Origin of the sequence: Halalkalibacter okhensis, from assembly GCF_000787375.1 — a bacterium.
Taxonomy (GTDB): Bacteria; Bacillota; Bacilli; order Bacillales; family Bacillaceae_D; genus Halalkalibacter; species Halalkalibacter okhensis.
On the sequence record NZ_JRJU01000016.1, the window covers coordinates 1 to 26,453 of the forward strand.

The window sequence follows — 26,453 nt, forward strand, 5'->3', positions numbered from 1 at the left end:
GCTAGCCCCGACCTTATCGGCGGAGCTAGCTTACACGTACTTACTATACAGGCATGTATCCTTTGACAACATCTAACACATTTGGTTCATATTCCTCTATAACCGAAACAGCACGATTTAAAGCTTCTTCGTATTCATATTGCCTAAATAACATTTCGGCCTCTAGCAAGCCTGCTGCAACTTGTTCTGAACGACTTCGGTAACGATTGCCGTACTGAATAACTTTTTCTGCTAAGTCAGCGAGCTCAACCATCTCATTGACCATTTCTTGATTCTTCTTGACAATCGTTTCTGCTTCTTCTACTAGCGCAGTCACACGTCCTAATTCAAGCGGAACTTGAGATAGTTGATTGGTTGCACGGACCAACGTTTCATCCGCACTGTCTAGAAGATCGATGGCATGTTGTGGCATTCCTGGTATATTGCTCTTTTTTAAGACGCGATACGTTTCGACCATAACCTCCTGAAGAGACTGCACGGTTTCTTTCGCCGTTCGTTCATCTTCTCTTAGAGCATATAACGTCGCTTTCTCTTCTTCGATTGCTGAGGAGAGCTTGTTCATTTCATTCTGCCATCCATCTACCATTTCTCGAATCGATGTATAGGTCTGCTTTTGGTGTTCTGCTAAATCCGTTAATACGTATAACTGGTTCGTTAAATCATGAACATTTTCTTTTATTTGCTTTTGAGCACTTAGTTGTTGTTTCGATACAAAATAACTTTTTTGAACATCAGCTGTCTCATCTGCCAATGCATCGACTTTTTCTTCACTCTCTATGATTTGAGCTTTTAATTGGTCTAGCTGTTCTATCACATACTGTTTTGATTCAACTTCTATTTCTAACGTATCATAAAGTTGCTCAATTTTATTAGAAAGTTCGAAAAGCTTTTCTTCTGCTCCATCACACTTTAATACAACTAAGTCCTCTTTTACTTTTTCAAGCTCTTGCTCTATTAGCTCTAATCTTGAATCAAGTGCAAATGGTTCTAGCTCATAGCCAGCTGACTCCATCTCCTGCATTCCATCTCTTATTTCTTTCATTTCAGCAGGGATTCTTGTTTCAACTTGAACAAGCAGCTTAGGATACTGCTCTATTAACGTTTCTAAAAGAGCAACGTTTTCATGAGCAGAAACGAGATGTTCTCTAGCTTTTAAATAACTACCATCAGCCGTCGCTTGATCAAATAAATCAAGCTGTTCATTGATGCTATCCATTTTCTCATCAAAAGATGCCAGCCCCGGTCCTAACGATCCACGCTTCTTCGTGATCGTTGTAAAAAGTTCTTTGTAAGCAGTACGTACTTCATCAATTTCGCTTCTGTTTTGCTCTTCACTTTGAACAAGACTCTGTACATCTTCTAATAATGTCTTTATTTGCTCCTCAATGCTAACGAGACGCTTTTCCGTAAATTCTAACAACTGCTTAGCTTTATTAAAACGATTTTTGGCGGCAAGATCCTCAATATCAAATAACTTCTCTTCAATATCGGGTAAAATCCCTCCAACAATTTCATCCCATTCATTACGCCATGTTTCAAATTTCTCTTCTGTCTGACCTGACATATGTAAATGTTTTACTTTGCCAATTTCATCAGGAATATCTCGATTTAATATGCCATTTTTCCATTCTTCTAATCGATCCACTTCCCTATACACTTTCTTCCGCATAATGGAACTCATAATTATAAAAATAGCAACGATGGCTATGACTGTATATAGTAAATAATAAAACATAGGGGACTCCCTTCTTTTGCTCATTAGTCTGTACATATTCAATATAGCTTCTTGTTGTTTCGGCAAATAATACAAAAATCCTCTATTTTTGACAAATTTGTCTAAGATTTTTACGATTTTGATAGTTTCTATGATACCATGAAATGGCTAGTTTGTATCCAATTTATACGTTCAAATCTGCAAAATATCATACTTTACGGATTTTATTATAAGATTTGGTGAGGAGGTAATTGAATGATACATGATGGTCACGTTCATAGTCCTTATTGCCCTCATGGTACAAAAGATTCATTTGAGAAGTATTGTGAGTTGGCGATTCAACTAAACATCCAAGGGATTACCTTCACTGAGCACGCGCCTCTCCCCCCTGGTTTTCAAGATCCAACTCCTTTAAAGGATAGCGGGATGGATGGAGAGAATTTGCATGACTATTTCAAAGAAATCGAAGCGCTAAAAAGCGAGTATGAAGGACATTTGACTATTTGCACCGGTTTAGAAATTGACTTTATCGAAGGGTTTGAAAAAGAAACATTGGACTTTTTAAATGAAATTGGCCCAATGTTAGATGACAGCATTCTATCCGTTCATTTTTTAAAAATAAAAGACGAATTTGTTTGTATTGATTACAGCCCAGATGTCTTTTCCAATGCCATTACGCAATTAGGATCCGTTGAAGCTGTGCATAAGCTATACTACGAGACAGTGAGTAAGTCCATTGAAACACACTTAGGCCGTTATAAGCCTAAACGAATTGGGCATATCACGCTCGCTCGCAAATTCAACCGAACATTCCCAGTTTCTGATTTATTTGCGGTTGAAATAGATCGAATCCTTCACGAAATGAAGAAAAAAGGGTATGAACTCGATTATAATGGCGCGGGCTGTATCAAACCATTATGTAAAGAGCCTTACCCTTATGAGTTAATTATTAAAAAGGCCATCGAGCTTGGCATACCACTCGTGTATGGGTCAGATGCTCATCAGGCCAAAAGCTTACTGTCTGGTGTGGACCAATTATATCCAAAAGCAAACGTAACTAAACCACAGTCCTTGTTATGAAATAGATCTTGGTAATAAATACGTAGCTGTAGTCGTATATTCTTGTTGATTCTTACATAGCCACAGATCAACCCAATGTCTAATATGTTTCATATATCTTTCAATAAAGTAAGGTTCTGTTGTCGTTATTTGATAGAGTTCGCTCAAGTAATGGGGAGATTGGAAAGGCATAATAATCATCGTACGTAGATGGATTACCGCGAAGTCAAGTGGTTGCTTTCGAAATTCTCCCCTTTTTATACCAGAGCGAATCAGCTCTTCTATGTCATGCTTTTCTTTTCTTAAATAGGTCGACATGAGTTCGCGCACTAAAACTGAGTCCATCGTCATTTCTCGATGAACCATCCGAGCAACAAAGTGATTCTCAGATTGATACTGAAGAAGTGACTTTATAAGTGACAGTAATTGCTCTTTTGTCGTAGTAAGTGACATTTCTAATTCGTTTTTAATGATTTGCAGATGCCCTTCGAGAAACTGAGTCATCAGCTCTTCATAGAGGCCTTTTTTTCCACCAAAATGATAGGAGACAAGAGCGACATTGACGTTAGCCTTACTAGCGATATCTCGAACTGAGGTACCATCAAAACCTTGTGTATGAAAAAGTCGAACAGCAGCATCAATTATTCTATCTTTTTTTGTTTCCTTCATAATTGGTAGCCCTCCTTTATATCCTTACTTTATTTTTTCGTGCCAGTGAGCCAATTTCCTCTATTAATCGCTCGACAAAAATCATTGACTTTTCAACAATATTCTTGTTTTTTTCCTCTTTGTCCTCCCTAAAATTGCTTTTATGTATCCTTTTTGAGTCATTTCATGTAAAATGGCAAAATAGATTTTCATAAGAAGGGTAGGATGAACATGTTCACGAAAGAAGCATATAAAGGGACACTGGAAGAGCAATATAACACCTTATCAAAACAACTTGATGCCCTGCTAACTGGTGAAACAGATCTAATTGCTAACCTAGCAAATGCCAGCGCACTACTTTCTCAATTCCTAGACGATGTGAATTGGGTAGGATTTTACCTATTAAAGGAAGAGGGCCTAGTATTAGGACCGTTTCAAGGGTTACCGGCATGTGTGAAAATACCAATTGGAAAAGGCGTATGCGGTACAGCTGTAGCCAAAAATGAAACCATGCTCGTTGATGATGTACACCAATTTCCTGGTCATATCGCATGTGATGCTGCGTCTCGTTCTGAAATTGTCATCCCTATTCGTAAGGACGAAGCGATTGTTGGCATTTTAGATATTGATAGCCCTCTTCTAGCAAGATTTACAGAAGAAGAGCAAGGTTATCTAGAGGACTTTGTCGCCGTGCTTGAGAAACATCTCATTTGATTGTTTAGAAAGTAAGGAGGTTGTCTAATCTGTCGATTGACAACCTCCTTTACTATTTCTACTTCACCACAACTCGGTTCTTCCCTGTTTCTTTAGCAGCATACAAGCCTTGATCTGCTAATTTTAATAGCTTTTGTAAGGTGATATCAGGGTCTTTGGAACTCCAACTAGCTAATCCAATAGACACCGTTACACGGGGACTTGTCTCAATTTCAACCGCTCGAAGAATTCTGTTAGCTATATTCAAGCCAATTTCCACATCCACTCGGGGAAAATAAATGGCCAACTCTTCTCCCCCCCACCTAGCTGCGATATCGCCATCACGAATATTTCTTTTTAAGACATTAGCAACCTGAATGATAATGTCATCGCCTACTTGATGACCAAAGGTATCATTCACATATTTGAAATTATCAATATCTAATAAAAGGAATGAACCCTTTCCATCTTGTGTCAGAGACTCTTGGATACACTCATCGAGGTAGCCACGCGAATGAAGTCGGGTGAGGTGATCGGTAATCACTAACTTCTCCAACTCTTCATGTAACATCGAATTTGTAAATGCCAAGGTAGAATGATGAACAAGGGACTGGAGCAGTTTAAAGTTATCGAAGCTAAAATGGTTCTTATTTCGATGAACAGCAAGGACAACTCCTTTTAGCTGCTTATTTTGAATCATTGGGACTGCAAGTACAGATCGAAATCCTTCTAGTACTTTGACGTTTTGCAGACTGGTATCTCCAATAAATACAGAGTCTTTATCTCTTTTCACCGTCTGCAAAAAGGAATCTAACTCCTCAATAATCATTTCTTCTAAAAAAAGCGATGAGCTCCCTTCAAGAACAATCGATTCTCCGTTTGTTTGAAAGATTAGAAAGCCAACATGTTCAGCCCCAAAGGAATCCTTTATTTGACGTGTCATAAAATTGATCGTGTCTGCTAGGCGCAAATTCAGATTCAATTGATGCGACGTTTCATTTATTAGTTGTAAATCATGAATCAGCTTATGGCTTTGTTGGAACAATTCAGCATTTTCTAGGGCGACACCCCCTATGTCTGCTAACATTTTTATAAAATCAAGTTCTTCTTTCGGAATATGAGAATATCCAACGATTTCAATTTCCATGACCCCATATACCCCTTGCTTTCCTTTAAGTGGGGCAATTAAAAATATATTGTCTTTGCCTAATGGTTGAGCCATTTGAACTTGACCCGATAAATAGGCCTGTTCCACTAATGGATTGCTTTTTTCAGTTCCATATATGAACGGTTTAATCGGTAGCTCATCATTTACTTTCCATTCTTGTGAGATAAGTAAATGCACGATGAAATTTGGGTAGGCCTGCTTAATTGCTTCAACGATTCCATCAAGGACTTTAGCAACATCCATCGTTGAATAAAACTTTTTTGTTACTTGCATTAATATATCTTTGCGCTTTTCAACTTCTTTTGCTTTCTCTTGGTCGTATCCTTTTTCAAAAAGCGGAAGTAAGCTATCTATCCATTCAATATAATTGCCTTTCTCACGCCAAGCTTCTTCCTCTATTTGAAAAGTGAAAGCAATAGCTGCAATCATTTTCTTTTCTATGATAATCGGAAAGAAAAGATATGTATTTTGATCATTTATACTGTATAGGTCCCCTTTCACCACCAATGGAGCCTTGCCTGATGCAAGCAACTTTGTCATCAGTGAATCCGACATCTCAGTGTCCGGAAAGGTTTTCTCCTTTGAGGAACAGGTTGCAGTCAAAGACCTATGCTTCATTTCATATATAGTCAAGTGTTGCTTGTTCTCTCGTTGGCTCCAACAGTCAACCAACACTTCAGTTAATCTCGTAAACGTGACGTCGTAGTCTGCTGCTACAAGCAGTTCCTCAGCAGTTACAAAGTGCCAAGGTTTTGAAAAATCAGAATACGAAGCAATCCCATTTGATATAGCTTCAATGTATTGACTAATGATTTTGATCTCTTCATTCAAGCATTTTACAATGACACCTAAGTAAAGACTTTGAGATCCTTCACAACATATTGGCGCTACAAATTGCCTGATCTCACCATATTGGATTGGAGCTGTTTTGGGAATGAACGATTGTTGAAAGTATGATTGAGCCTCTTCTAAACTCTTAGGTATATAGCCTACCTCATGTACAAAAAGGATAGTATGTTCTGACGCCACAAAAAATACAGCAGGTTTAAATATACTCTCATTTCCTATAATCCTTGAGACAACATTGTCCAAGATCTGTTTATATTTTTTATAGGAATGGTCAAGTTCCAAATTGTTATTCATTTCCTTTCAACACCACACAATCGTGTACAACTAGGTAATTCAACCCAGCATACTATGTATTTTAATTCGTTTTAATTCTAATAAATTCCATTTAAATGAGATTTTCTCACTATGATCTTCTAAGAATATGCAAATAATCGCAGGACTATCTACATCTAATTATACTATGTCCAACCTAATCTGTGATCATAAAAAAGTTATTTTATATAAAAACTTATTCTCTTAGACGTTCCCTTATTGACATTTATATTTGATTTTCATATAATATTCTTTGTGTGAAATAAGACAGCCACGGTAAACATACAATGTTCCTTCATTTTGTTCCTCGATGCGGCTGCATATGAACGAGGTGCATCGTGTAACTTCTAGCTGTCGAAGCGAAGATGCATGAAAGCAAAATGAACGTTGTTAGAGATTACCAGCCGGTTGTTATTTTGCAACATCAAAATAACAAGGAGGAGTCAAATTATGGCTCGTTATACAGGTCCATCTTGGAAATTATCTCGTCGTTTAGGAATTTCACTAAGCGGTACGGGTAAAGAATTAGCAAAACGTCCGTATGCTCCAGGGCAACACGGTCCAAACCAACGCAAAAAGCTTTCTGAATATGGTTTACAACTTCAAGAAAAGCAAAAGCTTCGTCACATGTACGGAGTAAATGAGCGTCAATTCCGTCGCATCTTTGATGATGCTGGTAAAATGACAGGAATTCACGGTGAGAACTTCATGATTCTTCTTGAGTCTCGTCTTGATAACCTAGTTTACCGCATGGGTCTTGCTCGTACTCGTCGTGCTGCTCGTCAATTAGTTAACCATGGCCACATCTTAGTTGATGGAAGCCGCGTAGATATCCCATCTTACCGCGTTAAGCCTGGTCAAACAATTGGCGTTCGTGAAAAGTCACGCAACCTTGATGTAATTAAGGAAGCTCTTGAAGGAAACGACTTCGTTCCAGCTTACGTAACTTTTGATGCTGATAGCTTACAAGGAACTTACAGCCGTCTTCCAGAACGTTCTGAACTTCCTGCTGAAATCACAGAAGCTCTTATCGTTGAGTTCTACTCTCGTTAATCTTTTAGATTACACACAAAACCCCTTAAAATGTTGTTTTATCAACTTTTTAAGGGGTTTTTTATTTTCATCTACTTTCCACAGTTACTTTTGCACCTTTTTCTTAGATAATTTTAATTCTCTCAAACATATACACAACTTTCTTTTTTGTAAGTTCCTCCATAAAAATTACGTTATATTTTCAAAAGGGAGATCTCATCATTGTTTTTCGTTCTTTAAACCAGCTCATCCGTAATCTCATTATAAAACCTTGTTCTTGCGTAGAAATAATATATTAATTGCAAAAATAGATACAAGCCACTTATTATTGAAAAGCTCACTAGTATGCTATGAGTTAACCCACCTACATCTTTAAAAAATATTGTTAGGTATACAAATGCAATAAGAATACCTACTATCGGAGCAGATATAAACAATATTTGTAGCTCCCTAGAAACCAGCTTACTAATTTCTACTTTTGTCACACCAATCTTATATAGTTTATTCACTCTTTTCTTTTCTTGATCAATATCAGAATATAACCGTAAAAACAAAATCATAAAGGTTGCAAAGAAAAATAATACTCCTAAAAAGGTTGATAAAAAGAGAAGTAAACCTGCTCCCTGCCTATTATAGGTATAATCTTCAACTTTAGCTGAAGGCATTAATAATTCTTGTTCTGAAGTGAATTCAATTCTTTCAAATAATGGTTCGGTCACTGTGTTCTTGGATTGCAATTTTTCTATAAGTCCCTGTACAGCAATTGTTGTTCTTTTCCAATCCGTTACATTTAGTAAGTGAATTTTTGCATCATAAACTTCAACTGTATTTTTAATAAGTTCATAATCTGCGTCATTTAAAATAATAAAATCAAAGTTGTGGTAATTTAAATTATTGAAAAGTTGGCCATTTATCGTTTTCTCAAGGGATAAAGTTATAGGATTTTGACTTGTATTTATGGCAATTCCATTTTCATAATCACTGTTTCCAAAAGCATATTCAGCATTTTGATTAATAAAATAAATATAGTGACCTTCCGGAATATGAAGTTGTCCCGTATGTAGTTTGTTAAATTCTTTAATTGGGACAAAAGTATAGCGATAATCTAGGTCATATCCTGAATGAGGCTCAAAGTAATCAAATGTTTCAATCATGTAATGTTCTGTGATCGGATGGTCTGTTGTATCAATGATATGATATAGCTCTTCGATTGATATGTTATTCTTTTCTTCTGTTTGAATAAATCCAATATCGAATGGATGCCTTTCATTTGCACCTTGCTCTGCAGTAGATAAAAGCTGCAACATAAAAGAGCTATAAAAAATCGTAACCATTGTCATCATAATAATAATGAAAAAATATTTTTTAATTGTTTAAATTTATAATTAAGATTCGAGAACAGCAAAAGATTTCGATAATAGGTTGTTGATCTTCTTTTTAGAATGTGAATCAAAAAACTTCCTAAATGAGACACCATTATATATAAACCAACTAACAATAATACAGTTCCTACAAGAAGAATATAACCATCTAAATGAGGAGTGTTTTCGAAAGCCATAACATAAAGAAAAAGAAGAGATCCGATCACTATTATAAATCCGACCGATCCTAATATGGGGCTACCTGCTTTATGATGGTCACACACTCGGTCCTCTTTTAAAATTCGAGTAATTTCTTTATTTCTTGTAACGAAAAGTGTTTTTCCGACCGCAAAACTGAATACTAAAAGAAAAGCCCCTATTGAAATGAGAAACACGTTGACATTTAGCTGAAACAAAATACCTTTCACATCAATGCTATTCATAATAATTAAGAAGAATAGCCTAGAAAATACCATACCTGAAATTACACCAATTATAATAGATGTAACTGCTATAATAGCATTTTCAAGCAATAAAATTTTAGTGATATCACGAAATGACATTCCAAGTGTCATAAACAGCCCAAACTCTTTTTTTCTTCTTTTAATAAATAAGGAATGAGCAAAACTAATGAAGAAAACTGAGAACACAATAAGTGCTACTGCCGGAACGATCATTACCTCTTGAATCCCTTCAGCCAGTTGTCCTGACTCCGATATCTTTTCATTGAATAGTAGTGAACAAAAAATAAAGTAAATCATAACCGAGAAACTGTTCGATAATAAATAAAAGATGTATTTTCGTTTGTTTTGTTTCGCCATTTTCCACACTAGTTGATTAAAAGTCATGGCTACTTCCTCCTAATAAAGCAAGGCTATCCATGATCTGTTCCAAGAATTCTTCTCTGCTTCCTTTTCTCACAATTTTTGAATGAATCCTTCCGTCTTTAATGAACATGACGTTATGACAATAGCTTGCAGCAAACACATCATGAGTGACGATTAATATGGTTGTTTGAAAATTATCGACTACTTTTTCGAAGCATTCCATGATTATTTTTGAGGACTTTGAGTCTAAATTCCCCGTCGGCTCATCTGCAAAAATAATACTCGGATCGTTTACTAACGCTCTACTTACCGCTGCCCTTTGCTGTTGACCTCCTGAGATGTTGTAGGGATATTTATCGGCTAGTCCCTCTATCCCAAAAACAGACATGATTTCGCTAGCCTTTTGGTCCATGTAATCACTAGATTTTTTCTCTAATACCATTGGCACTATAATGTTTTCTTTTACTGTTAAACTGTCTAGTAAATTAAATTCTTGAAATACAAAACCAAGTTGCTTTCGCCGGAAAAGCGCTAATTCGTCCCCGCTCATTTTACTGATTCCATCTCCGTTGATTTGAACAGAACCAGAGGTCGGTTTATCGATTCCGCTCAATATGTTTAATAATGTCGTTTTACCACTTCCGGATGGTCCCATAATTGCAAGGAATTCACCTTTTTTTACATTAAGACTCACTCTATCCAAACCAAGAGATGCTCCTTGTCCTCCATCCCCATATACTTTATGCAAATGGTTGGCTTCTAAGATATTCATAACAATCCCCCCTTTCTCTAAGTTAATCGTTTATCCATTCTTTAACCATCGTTAAACCTTAAAATACCTTACAGTTTTGTAAGGTATCTAATGGTCACTTCTGTTCCTTTTGTCGCTTCTGAATGTATCGTTATTTTTTGTCCAAGTTTAGTCGCTATTTGCTTACAAAGATACAGACCAATCCCTGATGAATTATAATAGGCCCTTCCGTTATCACCAGTGAAAAAAGGTTCAAAAACTCTATCTAAATCGTATGTTGGAATACCAATTCCCTCGTCTTTTAACACTAGATTTATATAGTCGCCTTCTTCCTCAATTTTAAAGTATATTTTTTTATTTCCTTTACGACTGCTTGAATATTTAATCGCATTTGAGATTACTTGTTCAAGTATTGCTTCATTCCACTTACCATCCGTAATGACTTGTACATTCTTTTCATTTTCGATTACAGGAAAAACCCGATTATAAATAAATTCACTTTTTCTGGAGTTAATAACCTTTCTTAGAGAAGAAAGTAAGTTTACTTGTTGAGGTTCAAAGTCATTCTCAAAACTCTCCATGCGTATCATTGTTAATCCTTGCTCTATACTATTATGTAATCGTTTATTTTCTTGTTTAATACGTGAAAATGCTTCAGTGAAACGCCCTTCTTCATTTACCTTTGTATGCTGCTCTACTATTAACTCAATTACAGAAACGGGTGCTTTTAAATTGTGCATCAAATGAGATAGGAGATAGATTCTTTCTTTATTATTTTCCTTTAATTCATTTATCTCTTGGTTAAAACCAAAGTTAAATTTTGTAACAAGCTTCTTTATTACTATTTGCTCTTCTGTAATTGGTTTAAGCTCTAGATTTTCGCCATCTAATAATAGCAATACCTTTTTATTGAATGGATAATACCGTGACCATTCAATCAGTAAAAGAACAATAAGGAGAAATAAGCCAATAAAGATTGGATATAGGAGTTCGCTGTTTGCAGGTTGACTTAGATGAAAAAATAAAATGATAAAGATTATGCTTACTGAATAAATAGTAATTAGTAATAACTTATCTTTTAAAAAGTTGATTAAGATCCTTTTGTACATTTAATCACCCTAACAATGATTGATACTGTAGTTTATATCCGACCCCACGTTTGCTTTTAATCATATCTGACAAACCAAGGTTAGCTAATTTCTGTTTAATCCTTGTAATATTAACTGTTAAAGTATTATCATCTACAAATGTAATGTCATCCCAAACTTCTTCGATCAGTTCCTCTCTAGTTACATATCTATCTTTATTTTCAATAAATTTCTTCAGCAGCTTACATTCGTTTTTACTAAGTTCTATAGAATTGCTTCGATATGTTATTGTTAATGTTGTTTCATCAAGCTTAAGATCACCTATTGAAAAGACCAACGAAGACTCATTTAATGAATATTCTCCGTAAACTCTTCGAATAGTCGCTTTTATTTTCGAATGTAATAGATCAAAAGTCAATGGTTTCGTTATATAATCATCTGCCCCTAATTCAATAGCCATAATTTGGTCCATTTCTGCACTCCTTGCTGACATAATGATGATGGGAACCATTGATAGCTTTCGTATACTTTTACATAGAAAATAGCCATCATAGTAGGGCAAATTAATATCAAGTAAAACAAGATCTGGTTTTACACTAATAAAGTCATCTAGAATGGTTTTAAAGTCTTGCTGTTGAACTATATCGTATTCATACCGTTCAAGACACTCTTTTATTAGATTGCTTAATTCCTTGTCATCTTCAATAAGCATAATTTTATACATTGAGCATTCCCCCATCCTTATTCGTGTATTAATCAGAACCATCCAAAGAAATTAGTCATTATAATAGAAACGAATAAGATTATATAAAACACTAATTGGCTCAAAGTAAATACATATAGTTTTTTATTTTCTACATATTTCCACTCCATATATACTCGAGTCAACCCTAACAGTCCAGTTGAAATCATCAATATGTAACCAGGTTTAAATAGCAAAAGCTCGTCCATATAGTCTTTCTGAATGTTAATCATATATCCTAGGATCAACCAGAGAATAGTTACACTTGTTATGATCCTATGAATCTTTTTATGATTTCCATTAATGAAATCATATGCGTTTAACTCCCCTTTCTCCAATCTCAATATAGTTCTAATAACTACACGAAATACAATAATTAACAGAATAACAAACAATATCAAAATAATTAACTTATACCAAAACATTGGTTCTACACCATACCATAATATGTTCAAGCTCATTCACTTCCCTACCAAATTCAATCTTAGCTTTATAGTATCCTTACATTTTTGAATAACACTCCCTTGTAATTATACATAAAATCCCATTATTGTTTCGGAAAATGCGAGCTAATTTTAGCTTTTACATAAGTATTCGACCTTGTTTGGGATCAGTCCAATGTAAAAGACCAAATCACATGTGTGATTTGGCCCTGGATTAAACGTATTTGTTTTTTGTAAACAGGTTGGGCTTTTTCTTATAAGTGCCTTCCTTGCTCTTCTCCACCCTTTTGAGTCTTCAACTCGCCTATGAGTGCCCTTCTCTCTCTTCTCGCGACAATTGGTCCTTCACACCCTTGCAATGAAGGACCGCTCCTCTCTCAACCTTGTCTATTTATTTAGTCAGTTTCATAAATTTGCGTTTTCCTACTTGAAGAATGAGCCCATCTTCAATTTCCACTTGGAGTTGAACATCTTCAACTTTCTCTTCGTTGATTTTTACACCGCCATTTTGAATCATTCTACGCGCTTCTCCTTTCGAAGCTTGCATTTTTAATTCAACTAGTAAATCAACGATCCAAATAGGAGAGTCCCCTTCCCACTTTGTTTCGGGAATATCTGTTGGAAGCGAGCGCTTCTGGAAAACTGTCTGGAAATAGCTTTTTGCCTCTTCAGCTGCTTCTTTTCCATGATACATCTCCACAAAAAGCGCTCCTAGATTCATTTTCGCATCTCTCGGGTGTACACTGCCATCTGCTAATCCAGCTTCTAGCTTATCAATTTCATCCATTGATAAGTCTGTTGCTAGTTTGTAGTATTTAATCATTAACTCATCTGGAATGGACATAGATTTACCAAAAATTTCATTCGGTGCTTCATCGATCCCAATATAGTTATTTAATGACTTAGACATCTTTCGTTCTCCATCAAGCCCTTCAATTAAAGGCAATGTCAACGCTACTTGTTTCTCTTTTCCATAAGCTTCTTGCAACGTTCTTCCCATGAGAAGGTTAAACTTCTGGTCCGTTCCTCCGACTTCAATATCTGTATCTAGTGCAACGGAATCATAGCCTTGCATGAGTGGATAGAAAAATTCATGGACAGAAATAGGCTGACCTGACTTGTAACGTTTTTCAAAATCATCACGCTCTAACATTCTAGCAACTGTCATATTCGCAGCAAGCTTTACAACATCTTCAAACTGTAATGGCTTTAACCATTCTGAGTTGTAATAGATTGTTACTTTGTTCATATCGAGAATTTTGCCGTATTGCTCGACATAAGTCTCTGCATTTTTCTTTACTTCTTCATCTGTTAACTGCTTACGCGTCTCAGATTTCCCTGTTGGGTCGCCAATTCGACCAGTAAAATCCCCAATCAACATTTGAATCTCATGTCCTAGTTCTTGAAACTGACGCAATTTATGAAGGGGAACCGTATGCCCAATATGGACATCTGGTGCTGAAGGATCCATTCCTAACTTAATTTTTAGAGGCTTTCTTGTTACGACGGACTTTTCAATCTTCTTTCTAAAATCAGCTTCTGGAACGATTTCAACAACACCACGTTGTAAATATGCCAGTTGTCGCTCTACTTCGGCTTGCTCGGCTTCTGTTAATGTAAATTCTTTTTCCATCATTCATACCCCATTCTATTTTTTTATATAAAAAAAGACCTCATCCCTAAATAAGGGACGAGGTCTTCGCGTTACCACCCTTGTTGAATAGAACCATGCATAGTTCTCTTTATATGCATAATTTTCTATCCCACTTCATTTATTTAACGGTGTACCCGTTCTTTGCTTATCACAAAGAAAGCTCCTGATTGTAATTCATCCTAACCTTATGTGCTAATTCACACCATCCATTAGCTCTCTTGTACAGGGAAGATAAGGACTACTTCGATCATTCTTCGCTTTTTTTATATTTAATTTCAATGTTTCTTTTTTATCATAACAAAATGATATTGTCAATCCTATTTATACCATATCGACATTCGACACCGTATGATATAATATTTACGGATATATGGGAGGTTTGCTATGAATAATAACGAATCATCATTTATAGAGAAGCTTAAAAGGCTTCCGCGAACATTACATGAGTTAAAAGTATTTCGTAAGATCGGCATTACATACCAAGTGTTTTGGAACTTATTTTTAGTATTCTTACTTGTCGGATGTATGACGCTCTTCTTTATTGGCGGAACTGCAGCTGGTTATTTCGCAGCATTAGTCAAAGATGAACCATTGCAATCAGCCGATGAAATGCGAACACAAATTTATGATTATGAAGAAACAAGTGTCGCCTACTTTGCTGATGATCGGTACTTAGGTGAATTGCCTTCTGACATTGAACGTTACCAAGTTGCATTAGAGGACATATCTTCACATCTAAAAAATGCCATTATCGCAACAGAAGATGAGTATTTTTACGAACACGAAGGTGTTGTGCCTAAAGCAATTATGCGTGCAACATTCCAAGAATTCGCTAACTCCTCCTTACAAACAGGCGGAAGTACACTAACTCAACAGCTAGTCAAAAATCAGATTTTAACCAGCGAGGTTTCTTTCGATCGTAAAGCTACCGAAATCTTACTTGCTATGCGCTTGGAACACTTTTTAGAAAAAGATGAAATTCTAGAAGCGTACCTAAACATCGTTCCATTTGGACGAAATTCTTCTGGCCGTCAAATTGCTGGAGTTCAAGCAGCAGCAAATGGCATATTTGGGGTAGATGCCAGTGATTTGTCTATTCCGCAAGCAGCCTATATTGCTGGTTTGCCACAAAGTCCGTTTGGGTATACCCCTTTCTTACCTGGTGGCGAAGTAAAAGAAAACCTAGACCCAAGCATGAACCGAATGAGAACGGTTCTTTCAAGAATGCATGAGTCTGGTTTTATATCAGAAGAAGAACTAGAAGATGCCCTTAGTTATGACATCGCAGGTGATTTCACGGAAAGAACACCGGCTCCAATCGAGAAATATCCGTATTTAACGAATGAAGTGTTAAGCCGTGCAGCAGATGTATTAGCAGAGCAAATGTTAAATGACAGTGAACAAGATCTTGCAGAACTGAGTACAGAAGAGCTTCTTGAAGTGGAAGAAACGTATAAACAGGAAGCTAGAACGGCATTAAGAAATAATGGTTATCATATTCACACAACTATTGACGAAGATATTTATAATGCCATGCAAGATGCTGTTAAAACAGATAACCTTTTTGGACCTGAGAAAAACGGTCAACAAGAAGAAGTCGGTGCTGTATTAATTGAAAATCACACCGGAGCCATTAAAGGCTTTGTTGGTGGTCGTGAGGAAGTATACGGAAGAGAATTTAACCGAGCTACTGGTGCATATAGACAAAATGGCTCTACCATGAAGCCATTACTAGCCTATGCTCCAGCCTTGGATATTGGAGCTATTCAACCAGGAATTGTCGTTCCAGATATTCCAACAAATTATCCTAATGGTGGTCGACCTATTACAAACTTTGATAACGGACATCAAGGATTGGTTTCGGTTAGACAATCTCTTGCAAGATCACGAAACATCCCAGCTGTTCGTTCATTCTTAATGGTACCACATGACCAATCTCGAGATATTTTACAAAAGCTAGGATTTGAACTTAATAGTGCTGAGCCTTATCCATCAGCTCCACTTGGTTCAACAGATAACAACGTAACCGTTGAACAAAACACGAATGCGTATGCTACTTTTGCTAATGGTGGAAAATTCGTCAAATCCTATATGATTGAAAAGATTGAAACAGCAGACGGAGAAGTAATTTATGAGCATGAACCTTCTGAAGTAGATGTGTTCAGCCCTCAAGCCTCTTACCTTACGTTAGATATGCTTAGAGACGTATTAAAATCAGGAGGAACGGCAAGTACTTTACCAAGAAGACTAAACTTCTCTGCTGATTGGGCTGGAAAAACAGGTACGACTAGTAATACGCGTGATTCGTGGTTCGTTGGTACAAATCCAAATGTGACATTAGGAGTCTGGATTGGGTACGACAGAGGAGAACAAATCTCTACTACGGTTAACGGATTACGATATGGACCAAGAACACAACAAATTTGGGCTAATATCGCTAATGCAGCCCACAGTCAAAATCCAGAGCTAATGGCTCCAGGTGAACGCTTTGCACGCCCTGATGGGATTGTATCTCGTTCGATTTGTAGTTTAACTGGGCTTCTCCCATCATCTATCTGTCAACAAGCAGGACTTGTAACAACCGATTTATTTGATGCGAGATTTGTTCCAAGTAAAACAGATGATAGTTTAGAAAGTGCCCGCTATGTAACAATTAACGGAAAGAACTTTTTAGCCCTATCGAACACTCCTTCTGAATTTACCCAAGAAGGCGTAATGGTTTCAGATGACATTTCAGGGATTGGCGACATTTCGAAGTACCTACCAGACAATATGAAGAACTTAATTCCAGATAAAAAAGCTCCAGACAATGGAAACACTCCCGGTGCTGTAAGTGGAGTCAAGTTAAGCAGTGATAAACTATCATGGTCTAAACACTCAGATAGTGATATTGTTGGGTACCGAATTTACAGAGCTGAAAACGAAAGTACAGATTACCGTTTATACAATCACGTTAGAGGAAATGAATCTACCACTTTTAATGTGAACGGGAAAAACTACTCTTATTACGTTACGGCAGTTGATGCAGCCGGACGTGAATCTTCTGCTTCTTCAATCGTAGAAGGAAAGAATTATTCTCCTGAACCGGAACCAGAAGAAAAAGAAGAGGATGAGGATAAAGAAGATAAAGAGGACAAAGAGGACGAAAAAGACGAAGAGGATGACGATTAATCCTCATTGTATCCGACAACAAACGTCTATCTCAAATTTTCACATGCACCCCAAACTATTGGTGGTGCATTTTTTTATATAAAACGTTAAAGCTGAAACGATTCTCTCGTTTTTATCGTTCTATAAGTAGATATAAGGAGTGATATTATGAGAAAGATAAAATTACTAGCAGTCAGTTCCCTAATAATTGGTGGCGTATTCACCGGCTATCTAGTAGTAGCAAATGCCACCGGACCAACTGAAGGGAATGAATATCAAAGTACAAGTATCGAAGAGAATGGTTCGGAAGCCAAATTCCTCTCATTTACTGGAGTCATTGCAAAGGTGGAGAACACTGAAAGCTCTACAACTATTATTGTGGAAGATGATTCATCAGAAATGATTTTTCCTATTGACGATGAAACGGTTATCGCTTCAACAGAAACAGACCAACTTAATTCAGAAATAATTGAAGGGCAATTCGTAACCATCTATTATGACAAGGACAAACCAATTCCAATGATTTATCCGCCAACAATCACACCAGAAATAATTATTGTTGGAGAAGAGTCTTTAATGAAGCAATCAAAAGTTAGCAAATTTGATCAACATTTAGTAAGTGAAGACAATGAACTTAAGTTACACATTAGTAGCGATACGGTTATTGTTAATAGCAATGGAGAGGCGTTAGACGAAGCTGACATTATCGATAAGACCTTAGTTGTTTCATATACAATCACAACTCGAAGCATTCCAGCTCAAACAACACCACATATGATTATCGTGCTTGATGAATAAAACTAGTAAAGGCCTACACCAGAATTGGTGTAGGCTTTTGCATTATTAATCTTCCATTGTTGATAAGTCACCAGTTGGTAAATCTAATTCCCATGCTTTAAGCACACGTCTCATGATCTTACCACTACGTGTCTTCGGTAATTTAGCTCTAAATTCAATTTCACGTGGAGCTGCATGTGCAGCGAGACCTTTTTTAACAAAGTTACGGATATCTTCTTTTAGCTCATCTGTTACTTCATAACCATCTCTTAGGGCAACAAACGCTTTAATAATTTCTCCTCGCACAGGATCAGGCTTACCAATAACACCAGCTTCTGCAACGGCAGGGTGTTCGACAAGTTTACTTTCAACTTCAAATGGTCCTACTCTTTCACCAGAAGTCATGATAACATCATCAATTCTACCTTGGAACCAGAAGTAGCCATCTTCGTCCATATATGCCGAGTCTCCAGAGACATACCAACCGTCAATTTCAAAGTAACTGTTGTATTTCTCTTCGTTTTTCCAAACTGCTCGCATCATCGATGGCCAGCCCTTTTTAATAGCAAGATTTCCCATGCGATTAGGTGGCAGCTCATTGCCTTTATCATCAATAATCGCCGCTTTCACTCCTGGAATAGGTTTCCCCATTGAGCCAGGACGGACGTCCATTGATGGATAGTTACAAATGACTTGTGCCCCTGTTTCTGTCATCCACCACGTATCATGAATACGAAGGTCAAATACTTTCTTACCCCAACGGACAACTTCTGGGTTAAGTGGCTCACCCACACTTAACATGTGGCGTAGGTTTGAAAGGTCATATTTCTTTACGACCTCATCCCCAGCACTCATTAACATTCTAAATGCTGTTGGTGCACTATACCAAACCGACACTTTATATTTTTCTAACGTTTCATACCAATCTTGCGGACTAAATCGTCCACCACGAATGACATTTGTCACTCCAACTAACCAAGGACCGAAAATCCCATAAGATGTTCCTGTTACCCAACCTGGATCAGCCGTACACCAATATACGTCATCATCCTTTAAATCTAATACCCATTTTGCTGTTTGATAGTGCTGTAGCATGGCATTATGCACATGCAAGACACCTTTTGGCTTTCCAGTTGATCCGGATGTGTAGTGTAAAATTAGGCCATCTTCACGATCAACCCACTCAATATCAAGTTCCTCACTTGCAGCATTTAAGCGAGTTAATAAGTTTAAATAGCAGCCATTCTCTTCATGTGATTCATCCACAATAAAAACCGTTTCTAGATGAGGAAGATCGTCAACAGGAACGCGCTCTAATAAAGCTGGCGTTGTAATGAGCACCTTCGCCTCACTATCTTCTAAACGATCGCGAACAGCTCCTTCCATAAATGCTTCAAACAAAGGCCCAACAATGGCTCCTAATTTGATTGCACCAAGAACAGAGAAGTATAGCTCAGGTGAACGCGGCATAAAGATAAAAACGCGATCGCCTTTTTCAACCCCTGCCTCTCGCAAGACATTACCAGCTTTATTTGAATATGTTTTCATGTCAGCAAATGTATATTGCTCATCTCGTTTTGCATCACTATAGTAAAGAGCTACTTTACTAGATTTGCCTTCTTCAACATGACGGTCAATCGCTTCGTAAGCTAGATTTACATTTCCTGTTTTACTCCATGTAAACTGTGCTTCTGTTGTCTTCCAGTCGAAAGACTGTGCAGTCTGTTCATAGCTTTCTAAATTGTGATTTCCCCTTACAGATGGAAGCGCTTGCACATTCATAATACCTCTTCCTCTCTTTTATGTAGTTTCACTTTATAGTATAATACATCCAGAATATTATATCAATTTCAAATTTTAGAATTAGCCATTTTTTAGGAAAAAAGTATTATTAAGCGTTTTCTTGACAAATCAATGACGTTTTGTCACTAGTGTGCCAACATCATGTATAATATAACGGAATAGGCTTTGTAAAGGTGGTTACATAATCATGATTCATCAAAAGACATATTACTCATTGGAAGTTCCGTTTGAAGATCGAACACTTATATTAGAAGGCCCCATTTCTTCTAAATCTTTACAATCTTATGGCTTCCATTCAGGTCTTGTTGCTTTTCGCCCCCCCGCTCAACAAAAAGAAGCATTAGTAGAAATTGCTGATTTGCCAGAAGGTCGAATTAATGTTGTTCGAGATGGCAATATGATTGTTGGTTACGTTACATTTGTATACCCTGACCCTATGGAACGTTGGTCTGAAGGAAAGATGGATAATTTAATCGAACTTGGTGCCATTGAAATTGCGCCAGAATATCGCGGAGTTCAAATTGGTAAAAATCTCCTGAGATTATCCGTCCTAGATGATGCGATGGAAGATTATATTATTATTACAACTGAATATTATTGGCATTGGGATTTAAAAGGCAGTGGTCTAGACGTTTGGGATTATCGAAAAGTAATGGAAAAAATGATGAATGCGGGCGGCTTAGAATGGTTTGCAACGGATGATCCTGAAATTTGTTCCCACCCAGCAAATTGTTTAATGGCACGAATTGGAAAAAGAGTGGATACAAACTCCATTCAGCAATTTGATCAACTTCGCTTTCAAAATCGATTTATGTACTAAGGTGGTGTCTATCAATGATTATAGAACATATTATGAAACGTAATGTTATCACTCTTACTGAAACATCAACGATTAAAGAAGCAATGCAACTGCTTGAGCTCCACCAATTTCGGCACATTCCTATTGTAGATGACAAAAAGAAGCTTGTCGGAATCGTATCGGATAGTGATATTCGAGATGCAAGTCCATCAATTTTTCATTTTACCGATCACCTAGAAGATTTTTTAAAGCCTATCTCATCTATCATGAAACAAAACGTTATTACAGCCCATCCACTTGATTTTGTTGAGGAAGTATCAACCCTTTTCTATGAACATCACATAGGATGTTTACCTATTTTAGATGATGAAAAATTAGTTGGAATCGTTACAGAAACCGACATGCTCCATACTTTAGTAGAGTTAATGGGAGCCCATCAACCTAGCTCTCACATTGAAGTAAAAGTTGAAAATATAACCGGAAAACTCTCTGATATTGCTGCTATTTTTAAAGAATTAAATATGAACATTACAAGTGTTTTAGTTTATCCTCATCCAGATCCAGCTTTTAAAATACTTGTATTTAGAATCCAAACAATGGATCCAAGAAAAGTGGTTAAAGTGATTGAGGAAAAAGGGTATGATGTCATTTGGCCTAGTGAGCCGAGGATTCTATGATGAAAAAAGATGCGGTATTTATTTTCTCGAATGAACAACTTGCTTACCGTTTTAATGAAAAACATCCCTTTAACCACTTACGGCTTCAACTTACATATGATTTGTTAACAAGTTTACAAGCATTGGATGCAAACGTAATTCTCCCTCCACGGCTAGCTACAGATAGTGAGATTGCCTTAATTCATGATGAAGCATTTATAGAAGCCGTTCAATCTGCTAGTAAAGGACTGTTGGACGAAGCGATTGCTGCAAATTATGGACTTGGAACGGAGGATACTCCGATTTTTCCACATATGCATGAAGCGGCAGCCTTACTTGTCGGTGGTACATTGCAAGCGGTTGATGAAGTCATGTCGGGAAGGGCTAATCATGCGCTGCATCTTGGTGGCGGTTTGCATCATGGGTTTAAAGGAAAAGCATCGGGCTTTTGTATTTACAACGATAGTTCAATCGCCATTGAATATATGAAACAAAAATATGGCGCACGAGTATTATATGTGGATACGGATGCCCACCATGGAGATGGCGTCCAGTGGTCCTTTTATGATGATCCAGATGTTTGTACACTTAGTATTCACGAAACAGGCCGCTACCTCTTTCCTGGAACAGGACAAGTACACGAAAAAGGCTCGGGAAAAGGCTATGGCTTCTCGATTAATGTACCTGTCGATGCCTTTACAGAAGACGAGTCCTTTCTAGAGGTTTATGAAACTGCTTTTCGTGAGGTAGTTGAGTTTTTTCAGCCCGATGTCATCCTGACACAAAATGGTGCAGATGCGCATCACTATGATCCATTAACACATCTTTGCTCAACAATCGAAACGTATAAATTTATACCTAAACTAGCACATGAATTAGCTCATGAATATTGTGATGGCAGATGGATTGCCGTAGGCGGTGGTGGGTATGATATTTGGAGAGTCGTGCCTAGAGCTTGGGCCTATATTTGGCTTACAATGACGAACCAACTGAACCTTACGGAAAAAGAACTTCCATTATCTTGGATTCAACAATGGTCCGAACAATCAGAAGATCCGCTACCTAGATCATGGATCGATAATAATATCGTACCAACTATTCCTCGCAAACCTGAAATTACAGATAAAAACAAAAAAACTTTAGAAAAAGCCTTATTTCATATTAGAAATGAGAAAAAAAGATGACCCTAGCATATGAAAGAAGACTGAAAAGGGCGCCTCCTTTTTCCCTTTTCAGTCTTTGTTCGTTATTCGTTTAACATCTTCACCATGTTTGAAACAAGAAGATGCGATTGCTCACTTGCAAGCTCTGTGAACTCTTGAAAGCTAAGTGATGCTTCACCATTTGCTTTGTCTGACATTGAGCGAATAATGACAAAAGGTACGCCATTCATCACGGCTGCTTGAGCTACCGCTGCTCCTTCCATTTCAACACAGGTTGCAGTAAATTCCTCACGCAAGCCTTTTACATATTCATGATCAGCAATAAATTGATCTCCACTAACAATTCTACCTTGCACAATATGTCGTTTCATTGCATCCTCTGCTGCACGTACTGCGATTTTTACAAGTTTCTTATCAGCCTGAAAGTCAGATGTCCCCTCGAAATACGGAATCTGTCCTTTTTTAAAGCCTAATGCTGTAACATCAAGATCATGCTGCATCGCACTCGTTGATATAACTAAATCTCCTACATCTAACGACTCATCGACAGCTCCTGCAACTCCCGTAAAAAGAAGATAAGAAATCGCAAATTTATCAATAAGGATTTGAGTTGTCAAAGCAGCATTTACTTTCCCCACTCCGCTCTTACATAAAACAATATCCTGCTCATGCATCGTTCCTTCATAGAACGTGACCGTAGCAATTGTATGTGTAGCCGTAACATTCATTTCTGATTTCATTCTTTCAATTTCTTCATTCATTGCACCAATAATTCCAATTTTCATTTTACCCTCCTATGAGAACAGAAAAAAAGTGACTAATAGGGAGATCATAAAAAGTTAAATTGCAGCTTTTCATATCTCCACTGTAATCCTACCTAGCATACACAATATACCGTAAAGAAGCACCAAGATCAAAGCATCTTACGATCATTATTATCTAGTGATTACTTGTTTAGTCACTTTAATATGTGTCACCGTCATCATGAGTAGGGTCAGAAATCACGATCACTACTCGACGATTTAATTGTAAATTTTCAACAGTGGTATTAGGAACAACGGGGCGCGTATCTCCATAACCTGTAGCGATAAAACGGTCAGGCTCTAGATTATGTGTCTCGATTAAAAAGCGAATCACACTACTTGCTCTAGCACCTGAGAGTTCCCAGTTAGACGGATAACGGTAAGTTGAAATCGGCCTGCTATCAGTGTGTCCTTCAACCTTTACACTATTTGGAATTGCTCTTAGCAAAGTGCCAACTTTACTTAAAAATGGTTCCGCTTCAGGAAGTAATTCAGCTTCGGCTGTTTCAAACAGTGTTCGTTCTTGTAATACTAACACGACACCACGGTCATCTCTTGTTGCAGAAATCAATTCAGTTAACTCATTTTCCTCTAGAAATTCATTCACTTCTTTTAACAGCTCGTCCATTGCAGCATTGGATGCATCAGACTCTGATTCCACATCAAACTCTTCTTCATCAAACGGGTCTTTTATCTCTTCCATGCGTTCATCACTTGGATTGTCAAATTCAATCGCTGATGGCATGTACTCAAAGATTTGCCTTTGATTAAAAGAATCTGCAATCGCTCTAAACTTCTGCGCGTCAACAACTGACATCGAAAATAGCAAAATGAAAAAGACTAATATGAGGGTCATAAGATCTGAAAATGTTACCATCCACTTTGGAGCACCTTTTTCCTGTTGACGCTGACGCTTACGAGGCAACATTTTCTTCACCTAGAAGATCTTCTTCATTTTTTGCTTTTTTATTGCTAACTGAAAAAGCACTTAATTTCTCTTGTAAAACTTTTGGATTTTGTCCAGATTGAACACCAATGACACCCTCAATAATGATTTGCTTTATAAACACTTCTTCATCGGTTTTGTTCGCTAATTTTGTTGACATAGGCAAAAAGACTAAATTGGCTAAAACTGTTCCATAAAGTGTCGTTAATAATGCTACAGCCATATTCGGTCCAAGTGTTGCAGGGTCATTTAAATTTTGAAGCATCAGAACAAGACCAACTAGCGTTCCAATCATTCCCCAAGCTGGTGCATATTCTCCTGCCTTTTCAATGATTGCCCGCCCTTTTCGATGTCTTTCTTCCATTGCAACCACTTCTGCCATCATTATATCTTTAATGACATCTGGCTCAATTCCATCTACAGCAAGCAAAACCCCTTTTTTAATAAAGGGATCATCAACCTCATCCAACCCTGCTTCTAAAGCTAATAACCCTTCACGTCTCGCTTTCGAAGAAAGATCAACAAACGTATCAATTAAATGGTTTAAATCATGATTTTCAGTACGAAACGCTTCGCCCAATACTTTAGGAACCAATTTTAATTCTGCCAAAGAAAACGTAATTATAATTGCTGATACAAGTCCTCCAATTACAATAAGAACTGAAGCGATCTGAATAAAGAAAATAAATCCAGATGGTCCAGAGTTTGAGAAGACAGCCAATAGAAGTACAATCATACCTAACAAGATCCCTATTGGCGTCATAATATCAAATTTTTTCATAATCCTCTCCCAGTGGGCGCTTCATTCCGTTCTGAGTACGTCTATTCTACGCAAGTATGAAAGAATACAAACGTAGTTCGTTTGCCAGAATCAAACTCAGCTACCCTTATGATTTCGTTGATTGTCTAAATTCAATTCGGTGCGGGAGCACTACTACATGTTCCGTTACTTCTTCTTTGTTCATTAGCTTCGTTAATAATCGCATCGAAACGGCGCCAATATCATACATTGGTTGAACAACTGTAGACAAGGTCGGACGAACCATTGTAGCTAAACGTGTGTTATCAAACCCTAACACTTCTATGTCATCCGGAATTGATAATCCGTGATCCTGTGCTCCATGAATAACCCCTAATGCCATTTCATCTGTTGAAGCAAAAATGACAGACGGTTTGTTTTCTAGCTTCAAAAATGACTCCATTGCATCAATACCTGAATCATAGGTGTAATCTCCTATGACGACTAATTCTTCATCAAAAGAAAGACCCGCTCCTTCAATGGCTTCACGATAGCCTAAGAACTTCTGATAGCCGTTGACTGGGTCATCAAGCGTACCAGAAAGCATCCCAATTCGACTATGACCCTTTTCGATTAAATTAGAAATCGCATCATATACAGCTTGTCTATAATCGATGTTTACTGAGGCAATTTCGCTATTAGCATCAAGTGTAGCCGCTAATACAACAGGTACTGGTGAACGTTTAAATTGTTCCACATGTTCTTCTGTAATGTGACCACCCATAAATACAATTCCGTCTACTTGCTTTTCAAGTAACGTATTAATTAAATGAATTTCCTTATCTTGGTTTTGGTCAGAGTTACAAAGAATAATGTTGTATTTATACATCGTGGCAATATCTTCTATTCCTCGAGCCAATTCGGCAAAAAAGATACTAGAGATATCAGGAATAATTACTCCAACAGTAGTCGTTCTTTTACTAGCAAGTCCTCTTGCTACAGCATTGGGACGATATCCAAGTCTCTCAATCGCTTCTAACACTTTCTTTCTTGTTGCTGGTTTTACATTAGGGTTTCCGTTAACGACACGCGAAACGGTCGCCATTGAAACACCTGCTTCTCTTGCTACATCATAAATTGTTGTATTCACTAGGATCCTCCTTAATTTTTGAAAATAAACTTTTCGTTTTCATGATTGTATAGATATCATACGATACTATGAAGAGGTCCGCAATGTTCTACACTATTTATATCGACAACCTTCAAAAATTTTTCA

Annotated in this window: 23 protein-coding genes and 1 other annotated feature; of the genes, 8 read left to right on the forward strand and 15 right to left on the reverse strand. The window is 37.2% G+C overall.

Annotated features, from left to right (window positions below):
* Window positions 1-43 precede the first annotated feature (43 nt).
* Complete coding sequence (gene ezrA, locus LQ50_RS12585; RefSeq protein ID WP_034629793.1) at window positions 44-1,735, reverse strand: septation ring formation regulator EzrA; 1,692 nt, start codon at window positions 1,733-1,735, stop codon at window positions 44-46.
* 234 nt (window positions 1,736-1,969) lie between these two features.
* On the opposite strand from ezrA, the gene hisJ reads away from it, so the two are divergent.
* Window positions 1,970-2,794, forward strand: coding sequence for a histidinol-phosphatase HisJ (gene hisJ / locus LQ50_RS12590; protein WP_034629797.1), 825 nt, complete (start codon window positions 1,970-1,972; stop codon window positions 2,792-2,794).
* Here hisJ and refZ read toward each other — a convergent pair.
* Window positions 2,789-3,442: a forespore capture DNA-binding protein RefZ gene (gene refZ, locus LQ50_RS12595; RefSeq protein ID WP_034629806.1), complete on the reverse strand. Its 654-nt coding sequence runs from the start codon at window positions 3,440-3,442 to the stop codon at window positions 2,789-2,791. The genes hisJ and refZ overlap by 6 nt on opposite strands.
* Window positions 3,443-3,652: 210 nt before the next feature.
* Here refZ and msrC point away from each other — a divergent pair, with 210 nt between their 5' ends.
* Entirely contained in the window at window positions 3,653-4,135 is a 483-nt protein-coding gene (msrC, locus tag LQ50_RS12600) for a free L-methionine (R)-S-oxide reductase MsrC (protein WP_034630003.1), read from the forward strand.
* Window positions 4,136-4,193: 58 nt separating this feature from the next.
* On the opposite strand, the gene LQ50_RS24945 is transcribed toward msrC, so the two are convergent.
* Window positions 4,194-6,425: a sensor domain-containing diguanylate cyclase gene (locus LQ50_RS24945; RefSeq protein WP_052144729.1), complete on the reverse strand. Its 2,232-nt coding sequence runs from the start codon at window positions 6,423-6,425 to the stop codon at window positions 4,194-4,196.
* 468 nt (window positions 6,426-6,893) lie between these two features.
* Here LQ50_RS24945 and rpsD point away from each other — a divergent pair, with 468 nt between their 5' ends.
* On the forward strand, window positions 6,894-7,496 hold the full coding sequence (gene rpsD / locus LQ50_RS12610; RefSeq protein WP_034629813.1) for a 30S ribosomal protein S4: 603 nt from the start codon (window positions 6,894-6,896) through the stop codon (window positions 7,494-7,496).
* Between the two features lie 215 nt (window positions 7,497-7,711).
* Here rpsD and LQ50_RS12615 read toward each other — a convergent pair whose 3' ends face one another.
* The 7 genes from LQ50_RS12615 to tyrS all read right to left on the reverse strand — a co-directional run bounded on the left by LQ50_RS12615 (window position 7,712) and on the right by tyrS (window position 14,320).
* Window positions 7,712-8,809: an ABC transporter permease gene (locus tag LQ50_RS12615; protein ID WP_034629816.1), complete on the reverse strand. Its 1,098-nt coding sequence runs from the start codon at window positions 8,807-8,809 to the stop codon at window positions 7,712-7,714.
* 5 nt (window positions 8,810-8,814) lie between these two features.
* Complete coding sequence (locus LQ50_RS12620; protein ID WP_034629821.1) at window positions 8,815-9,684, reverse strand: FtsX-like permease family protein; 870 nt, start codon at window positions 9,682-9,684, stop codon at window positions 8,815-8,817.
* Entirely contained in the window at window positions 9,674-10,435 is a 762-nt protein-coding gene (locus LQ50_RS12625; protein WP_034629824.1) for an ABC transporter ATP-binding protein, read from the reverse strand. The genes LQ50_RS12620 and LQ50_RS12625 overlap by 11 nt, the downstream gene beginning before the upstream one ends.
* 68 nt (window positions 10,436-10,503) lie before the next feature.
* Entirely contained in the window at window positions 10,504-11,523 is a 1,020-nt protein-coding gene (locus tag LQ50_RS12630; protein WP_034629825.1) for a sensor histidine kinase, read from the reverse strand.
* Window positions 11,524-11,527: 4 nt separating this feature from the next.
* On the reverse strand, window positions 11,528-12,226 hold the full coding sequence (locus LQ50_RS12635; protein WP_034629826.1) for a response regulator transcription factor: 699 nt from the start codon (window positions 12,224-12,226) through the stop codon (window positions 11,528-11,530).
* A 32-nt stretch (window positions 12,227-12,258) separates the two neighbouring features.
* Window positions 12,259-12,705: a DUF4181 domain-containing protein gene (locus LQ50_RS12640; protein ID WP_034629827.1), complete on the reverse strand. Its 447-nt coding sequence runs from the start codon at window positions 12,703-12,705 to the stop codon at window positions 12,259-12,261.
* Between the two features lie 373 nt (window positions 12,706-13,078).
* Window positions 13,079-14,320: a tyrosine--tRNA ligase gene (tyrS, locus tag LQ50_RS12645; protein ID WP_034629830.1), complete on the reverse strand. Its 1,242-nt coding sequence runs from the start codon at window positions 14,318-14,320 to the stop codon at window positions 13,079-13,081.
* 50 nt (window positions 14,321-14,370) lie between these two features.
* Window positions 14,371-14,605, reverse strand: a binding site (T-box leader).
* Window positions 14,606-14,725: 120 nt separating this feature from the next.
* Between tyrS and LQ50_RS12650 the strand changes: the two genes are divergently transcribed.
* Both LQ50_RS12650 and LQ50_RS24340 read left to right on the forward strand, forming a co-directional pair.
* Window positions 14,726-17,512, forward strand: a complete 2,787-nt coding sequence (locus LQ50_RS12650; protein ID WP_052144731.1) for a transglycosylase domain-containing protein — start codon at window positions 14,726-14,728, stop codon at window positions 17,510-17,512.
* 147 nt (window positions 17,513-17,659) lie between these two features.
* The gene (locus LQ50_RS24340) at window positions 17,660-18,289 is read left to right on the forward strand and encodes a hypothetical protein (protein ID WP_052144732.1); all 630 of its coding nucleotides are present in this window, start codon (window positions 17,660-17,662) and stop codon (window positions 18,287-18,289) included.
* 45 nt (window positions 18,290-18,334) lie between these two features.
* On the opposite strand, the gene acsA is transcribed toward LQ50_RS24340, so the two are convergent.
* Complete coding sequence (gene acsA / locus LQ50_RS12660; protein ID WP_034629831.1) at window positions 18,335-20,050, reverse strand: acetate--CoA ligase; 1,716 nt, start codon at window positions 20,048-20,050, stop codon at window positions 18,335-18,337.
* 208 nt (window positions 20,051-20,258) lie between these two features.
* On the opposite strand from acsA, the gene LQ50_RS12665 reads away from it, so the two are divergent.
* The 3 genes from LQ50_RS12665 to LQ50_RS12675 are packed head-to-tail and all read left to right on the forward strand — an operon-like array spanning window position 20,259 to window position 22,710.
* Entirely contained in the window at window positions 20,259-20,891 is a 633-nt protein-coding gene (locus tag LQ50_RS12665) for a GNAT family N-acetyltransferase (RefSeq protein ID WP_034629833.1), read from the forward strand.
* Between the two features lie 14 nt (window positions 20,892-20,905).
* Entirely contained in the window at window positions 20,906-21,547 is a 642-nt protein-coding gene (locus LQ50_RS12670; protein WP_034629835.1) for an acetoin utilization AcuB family protein, read from the forward strand.
* The gene (locus LQ50_RS12675; protein ID WP_034629837.1) at window positions 21,547-22,710 is read left to right on the forward strand and encodes an acetoin utilization protein AcuC; all 1,164 of its coding nucleotides are present in this window, start codon (window positions 21,547-21,549) and stop codon (window positions 22,708-22,710) included. Before LQ50_RS12670 ends, LQ50_RS12675 begins: the two co-directional genes overlap by 1 nt.
* A 62-nt stretch (window positions 22,711-22,772) precedes the next feature.
* Here the strand turns inward: LQ50_RS12675 and LQ50_RS12680 are convergent, their stop codons facing one another.
* The 4 genes from LQ50_RS12680 to ccpA all read right to left on the reverse strand — a co-directional run bounded on the left by LQ50_RS12680 (window position 22,773) and on the right by ccpA (window position 26,327).
* Window positions 22,773-23,474, reverse strand: a complete 702-nt coding sequence (locus LQ50_RS12680) for a 5'-methylthioadenosine/adenosylhomocysteine nucleosidase (protein ID WP_034629844.1) — start codon at window positions 23,472-23,474, stop codon at window positions 22,773-22,775.
* A 178-nt stretch (window positions 23,475-23,652) separates the two neighbouring features.
* Window positions 23,653-24,420 carry a flagellar motor protein MotS gene (motS, locus tag LQ50_RS12685; protein WP_034629846.1) on the reverse strand — a complete coding sequence of 256 codons (768 nt, stop codon included), beginning with the start codon at window positions 24,418-24,420 and terminating at the stop codon, window positions 23,653-23,655.
* Window positions 24,407-25,219, reverse strand: coding sequence for a flagellar motor protein MotP (gene motP, locus LQ50_RS12690; RefSeq protein WP_034629847.1), 813 nt, complete (start codon window positions 25,217-25,219; stop codon window positions 24,407-24,409). The genes motS and motP overlap by 14 nt, the downstream gene beginning before the upstream one ends.
* A gap of 106 nt (window positions 25,220-25,325) precedes the next feature.
* Window positions 25,326-26,327 carry a catabolite control protein A gene (ccpA, locus tag LQ50_RS12695; RefSeq protein ID WP_034629849.1) on the reverse strand — a complete coding sequence of 334 codons (1,002 nt, stop codon included), beginning with the start codon at window positions 26,325-26,327 and terminating at the stop codon, window positions 25,326-25,328.
* Window positions 26,328-26,453: the final 126 nt, after the last annotated feature.